The 3,980-nt window shown below is 46.1% G+C and carries 6 protein-coding genes and 1 pseudogene; all 7 read right to left on the bottom strand.

Going from position 1 to position 3,980, the window contains the following annotated elements; all coding sequences use genetic code 11:
• Positions 1–602: DUF3164 family protein (locus HMPREF9073_RS02455; protein WP_009412391.1), on the bottom strand; the 602-nt coding region annotated here is incomplete at its 3' end.
• A gap of 19 nt (positions 603–621) precedes the next feature.
• Positions 622–909 (bottom strand): hypothetical protein, encoded by a 288-nt coding sequence (locus HMPREF9073_RS02450; RefSeq protein ID WP_009412390.1) that lies wholly within the window; start codon positions 907–909, stop codon positions 622–624.
• Between the two features lie 2 nt (positions 910–911).
• Entirely contained in the window at positions 912–1,103 is a 192-nt protein-coding gene (locus tag HMPREF9073_RS02445) for a hypothetical protein (RefSeq protein WP_009412389.1), read from the bottom strand.
• Between the two features lie 33 nt (positions 1,104–1,136).
• The gene (locus tag HMPREF9073_RS02440; protein WP_009412388.1) at positions 1,137–1,517 is read right to left on the bottom strand and encodes a hypothetical protein; all 381 of its coding nucleotides are present in this window, start codon (positions 1,515–1,517) and stop codon (positions 1,137–1,139) included.
• Between the two features lie 5 nt (positions 1,518–1,522).
• Positions 1,523–2,188, bottom strand: coding sequence for an AAA family ATPase (locus tag HMPREF9073_RS02435; RefSeq protein WP_034555185.1), 666 nt, complete (start codon positions 2,186–2,188; stop codon positions 1,523–1,525).
• Positions 2,178–3,068 (bottom strand): ATP-binding protein, encoded by an 891-nt coding sequence (locus tag HMPREF9073_RS02430; protein WP_009412386.1) that lies wholly within the window; start codon positions 3,066–3,068, stop codon positions 2,178–2,180. Before HMPREF9073_RS02430 ends, HMPREF9073_RS02435 begins: the two co-directional genes overlap by 11 nt.
• Before the next feature lie 15 nt (positions 3,069–3,083).
• Positions 3,084–3,980, bottom strand: a pseudogene (locus HMPREF9073_RS15845) (hypothetical protein); the annotation flags it as partial.

Here is a 3,980-nt window from a genome sequence, read left to right as displayed (position 1 = left end):
ATGTTACACTTTTTGCCTTGCTCGTCGAGGGTGTTGGCTTCGATATAAAAGGCGGAACGCTGTGGGCGGTAGGCTTGGGCGATGATGGTTACGGCATCGGTGAAGGCGGGGTTATCAAATTCTTTGGCTACACGGGTGAGTTCTAACACGCGGGAGGCTTTTAGGTTGCCTTTTGCATCCTTTTTTAATAGGCGGTTGATAACGGTTACGAGTTTGGCGCTGTCGTCGTCTTTGGCGAGGGAGGCTATAAAATCACGGACTTTTTCGATGCCTGCATTTACGGTGTCATCCCAGTTGTCGATAACGCGGAAGCCGTAGGTGATGGTGTTGCCGTGCTTATCGGTAAAGGTGTGGCTTTGCTGGTCGCCTTTGACTTCGTAGACTTCGTTTTTGGTGTCTAACAAGATTTTGAGGGCTTCAAAAGTATGCAATTTCACCTCTGCCATTTGCTCGGAATAGGTTTGCAGCTTACCGATGATTTGTGGTATGGCTTCATTGACGAGGGCTTTGTATGCTTCGCGGTTTTCATTTTGTGCTTGCTCGCGGCGTTGTAGTTCGGCTTTGAGTTCGTTGGCTGTGAGTTTACTTAAATCTACTGTCATAATTGATAATTGTTATTTGTTAATATCCTGTTACTTTGGCTTTGTATAGCGGGTGTGCGGTTAGTGGTTGCCATTGTTCGTTGTCGTCTTGCCACTGTAGTTCTAAGGTGTTGGGTTCGTAGCGAAAGGCGGGTGGCAGCCAGCGCTTTCGCTCTATCCAACCTTGCAGCTCTTGGACTAAGGCGGGTACTTTGTCGGTTTTACCTGCGCGGTATTGGCAGGTTTGTAACCTTTGCTCGAAAGTGAGTATTTGTACGAAGGTGTCGAGCGATAGGGCTTCGGTGTATGCTAAAAATCTGCTTTTCATTGTTATTTTGTTATTAGTTTGCCGTATTTTTTGAGGTCTGCCCACCAAGTTACATTATCGCAGCTGATGCCTTGGGGGAGGTACCGCACGGGACGTTTTTGTTTTTTGGCGGTTTTGAGGAGCTCTTGTGCGTGCTCTCTCATTTTGCGATTGATGTAGTCGTAATCGCTGATTTCGTTAGGTTCTATTCTCATCTTGTGTTCGGTTTGTCTTCGCTTAGTGTTCGGTTAGTGTTCGGTGCGAGCCGCACGGGCGGTTATTTTCTTTAGGAGTACGCTGGGGTAGTAGTCTAAGATATTGACGGCATAAAGGCTGATAAGGTAAAGCATCTCTTCTGGGGTGTAGATGCTGATGTCTTGTCCATAGTGTCGGTGTATGGTTTGCTCGACAAGGGCGTACCATTGGTCGTCGTACCAGTTGATTAGTGTGTCGTGGGTGATGAGGGTTTTGAGTGTCCTCCCCCTGCCCCCTCCCAAGGAGGGGGTGCATAGGTGGATACACCAATCTATATAGAACTGATAGCGGAGGTTTTCGTACTGCAGGTAGGTGAGCCCTAATTGGTGGGCGAGGGCGTGGCGATAGGTGATTTGTTGGGGTATTGTATTCATAGGTGTTAGGGTGTTTTTAAGAGTTTAAATTCGCGTTCTTGGGCTTTTTCGGCTGAGATGAGATAGGGCTCTAACTCATTGGCTCCAGTACGTGTTTTTTCGATGTAGGCTCGGAAGTCTTTTACATAAATACGGTTTTGACTAAGCCAGTAGAATTTGTTGGCAACGGCTCCTTTTGGGTTCCCCTTGCTATCGGTTTGTGATATACCAATAAAAAGGGTGTTAGGAAATGCTTCAATGAGCTTATTGTATAGGCTTGCGGGCTTGCCGTCGAAACACTCTTGTATGCTGTCGATAAATACTATTTTAGGTTGTTGTGGGCGGTCCAGGCGTAGCATCATTTTATCTACATATTCTTTTTGCACGGTGTAGCGTTTTCGGTATTGCTTGAGCCCGTAGCGGTCGAGGTTTTCAATAAGTGATAGGCTGCCGCACTCTTCTAAGGAGTTGTATAGTACCTTTTCTTTTTGGCATAGCTCTTTCATTAGTTGTAGGGCATAAGTGGTTTTGCCGTGCCCTGAGTCGCCATAGATAAGGAGGCTGCCGCTTCGTTCTACCTTGCCGAGATGGTCTGTCCATTGGGGTGATAGGTCGATTGTTTTGTACTTTTTGCGCGCTAAGTCTTCATAGGTGTAGGCGCGGGGTATGATTGTTTTTTCGTTATTTTCCATCATTGAGTTGTTGTAGGCGTTGCTTTTCAATTTCGGTGCGTACTTTTCTGAGGCTCCCTGCAGTATTGGCGTACATTTGTGCAGGACTGATAGTTGAGCCATTGGCTTGGCTTACTTGGGCTATTTGGCTGAGTAGGAAGGCTTCGATGGCTTCTTTATCAGAAGGGGGACTTACACGGCTGTATTTGGAGCCGTAGCGGTCGAATATTTCGACATAGCCTACTTTTTTAATACCCTTATTACGGTCTATTTTAGCTTGTAACCCGTCTGCTCCCATCATATACCAACCGCAAACATATTCGGTAGCATTCCAAAGGCTTTTGAGTTCCAAAAAGGCGTGGTATTCGAGGTCGCCAGCTTCGTCTAAAATCACTAATGGGGTTTCAAGTTGTTTTAAATAGTAAACCAAATCTTCGTACACTTCGGCATATCGTCCTGTATAGGTAATGCCAAACTCTTGAGCGATTTTGCGTATAAGTTTTTGTTTGGTTTTTACTTGTGAGCAGTCGATATATACTGCATTTTTGTTTTTGCTTACATACACTTTGGCGGTGTGTGTTTTGCCTATACCTGCACGGTCGCATAGGATAGCCGAAAGCGAGCGTGTTTGGCAGGCGGTAAGCTGGCTGTAGATGTACTGAAAGGTTTCGGTTTCTACAGTTACCCAAGGAGCCTCGTCGCGGAGTTGCACTTGTAGTTTGCGGGCGATACTTATCCATTTGGCATCGGAGAGAACGCCATCGCGTTCGCCTTTCATTACACGGTTGTACTGGGCACCATTGATGCCAAGACTTTTGGCGTGGTGGGTGTCATAGCGGTAGTTTTGTCGGTTTTCGGCAATTGCTTGTACGATTTTTTCTTTTAGGGCTGTGGTTATCATAAGTCTAATAATGCTTTATTTATGGTTTCTACTTTTGTTTTGCTGTACTCTTGATAGTTGAGTGCGGGTTGTCTCGGTGTAGTCTACTGGTGTGTAGTCTACTTCGGTAGCGGTGGGTATGGGCGTGGTGAGGCTTCCTAAGCGGTTGAGCTTTTGCAGTGATTGGGCACGTACCAGTTGGTCGAACTGGGTAACATAGCTCATTGCTTCGGCATATTGTTGCTCATCGTGCTGAGTCCATTCGGCATTAGCACGGTTGAAGGTAGGCACAGGGCTACAAGTGCAAAGAAAGGCTCCGTTTTGGTATAAATATACTTCGGTAATACCGTCCTTATTAGGCAAGTAATAGGCTTCTACTTGGTAGTTGTTGGGGGATAATAAGGTAAGTACTTGCGGGTTGGGTAGTTGGTATTTTTGGTATTGTACGGTTACGTATTGGCTACGGCGTATGGTAGTAGTGGTGCATTTGCCTATGTATTGGGCTAAAAGAGCTCGGTTGAGTTGTGGCAAATTAGGGTTTACGTTCTCTAAAAATACCTCCAAACGTGTCTTACCAGGGAAGCGTTGTTGGTCAGGGTGGGGTTGGTTGTTGTATAGGGTTTGCTCTTGGAGTTCCATTGCCACAATATCATCATAAGAGGCTTTAGCTTCTTTGTAATTGTTGTTGAACTCGTCGAATATCTTCTGTTGCGTGGTGCGGTTGCTATCACGGCGGGCATAGTGGCGACCTACGTTTTGGTGTCTGTCTTTCTCAATGCCGTATTTTTTACCTCGTATCATTGTCTCGGCATACTTCTCTTGTGAGTTGGTAGCGTTACAGAACCGCACAAACGGAAATAGGTTGTTGGCTTTCAGTAGCCCGTCGGCAAACTCTCCCGTTAGGTGTCGTTCTACTTCTATCTGCATTGGAGT

It is taken from the genome of Capnocytophaga sp. oral taxon 326 str. F0382, from assembly GCF_000318295.1.
Classification (GTDB): Bacteria; Bacteroidota; Bacteroidia; order Flavobacteriales; family Flavobacteriaceae; genus Capnocytophaga; species Capnocytophaga periodontitidis.
The sequence above is the reverse complement of the archived record's forward strand: the minus strand, read 5'-3'. Positions and strand labels throughout refer to the sequence as shown.